The organism is Clostridium ljungdahlii (assembly GCF_001636845.1).
Lineage (GTDB): Bacteria > Bacillota > Clostridia > Clostridiales > Clostridiaceae > Clostridium_B > Clostridium_B ljungdahlii_A.
In genome coordinates this window covers 1-1,487 of sequence record NZ_LITT01000012.1, presented here as the reverse complement: position 1 = coordinate 1,487, position 1,487 = coordinate 1, and the positions used below count along the sequence as shown (strand labels likewise).

Sequence of the window (1,487 nt, the reverse complement as noted above, 5' to 3'; positions counted from 1 at the left end):
CCAATGATATGGAATCATGTTTTTTGTAAAACAGTATTTATTTTTATAATATTCAAGGATGAGTATTTGAAGGTCGTTATTTCCAAATGAAATAATTATAGTATCCTTGAGTTAAGAGCTATGAGTTACTATATATCCAAATTTAGGCACATTCAGAACATATTCTTAATCTAAAGTTATCAATGTTACGATAGCCATATCCTCTACGTTTAATGTTTTTAAGTTTATGATTTCTGCCTTCAGTTGGACCATTGCTTATAAAAAAATAATAATAGTTGAGTATATATTCTCGCCAATTATTCAGAGTTTTGCAGAAAGATTGTAATTCTGGTATTTCGCTTTCAGCCACAAGAGCTGTGAAATAGTCAATATAAACACTTGCTTCATCTATATTTGTTATTTCAAAAAATTTTCTAAACTCTTCTTTTAACTCATAACAAGTGCGAAGCATTGGGTATTCACTACAAACTTGTTCTAATAACTGTTCTTCTTCTGCTTTTAAATATTCATGATTCTTTAAGAAGGCCCAGCGTATACCAAATACTTTCTTTTTATCACCATCTTCCTTACGGATTTTATTTTGGATGTGCTTCCTTGCTTTATCTACTGCTGCATGAAAGGCCTGAGATATATGGAACCTATCAGTAACTGGGGCAGCATTAGGAAAGCACTCTAATACTGCTGCCGCATAAGTTTTACTCATATCCAAGGATACAGCTAAAACACTTTCACGCTGTTCTTTAGTAAAATTCTCTGTAATGTATTTAACAACAGTTTCTTTTGTTCTACCGTCAATTAGTGCTGCTACATCACCAGTTTCATGATTGTATATCACTGTGTAATATACGTGTCCTTTAGATTTTGCTATATCATCAATTCCGAGGAAAATAAAAGGTCCCATTTCCTTTGTATCTATCTTAACTTTTGCATAATAATTGAATATGCGCTGTACTTTATTATCGCTAAATCCAAGTAACTCAGCCACATTCTTTATAGTATTTTTGCAGGTAATTTTAAAGATAAACTCTTCAAATGGTATAGTATGAGTCTGATATTTTCTGATGAAACAAAATGCTTCATCAAATGGATGGTTTAAATCACATTTACACACATATCTACAAATCTTTAAGTGTATGATAGTTACTTTATCCCAGATTGGTAAATGCTTATATGATTGTTCTCTGTGATCATGAACTTTATAAGTTGTTTTATTACATTTAGGACAAATAGCTGAATCAGCTTTTGATTCTGCATATATTTCAACTGCTCCATTATTTACATCTACAAATGTTACCTTAATATCTTGCAATCCTATTAGATTTTCTATAAAATTAAAGTCTAAAGGCATTCGATAATCACCCCTTATTTTGATTTTTTCTGCAAGATAATCATAAAGGAGATATCGGATGCTTTTCAATTTTTTTGCCAGTACATTGGTAATGCAATTAATGGTATTTTTAATTATTCACAAAAGTAGTGGTTGAACC

Annotated in this window: 1 protein-coding gene; it reads right to left on the bottom strand. The window is 30.7% G+C overall.

Annotation, left to right across the window (positions count from 1 at the left end; translation table 11 throughout):
• Positions 1-142: 142 nt before the first annotated feature.
• Positions 143-1,348 carry an ISL3 family transposase gene (locus WY13_RS07575; RefSeq protein ID WP_063555093.1) on the bottom strand — a complete coding sequence of 402 codons (1,206 nt, stop codon included), beginning with the start codon at positions 1,346-1,348 and terminating at the stop codon, positions 143-145.
• Positions 1,349-1,487: the final 139 nt, after the last annotated feature.

Coding starts and splice junctions, on each gene's coding strand:
- WY13_RS07575 (WP_063555093.1), bottom strand. CDS start 1,348: ATGCCTTTAGACTTTAATTTTATAGAAAATCTAATAGGATTGCAAGAT.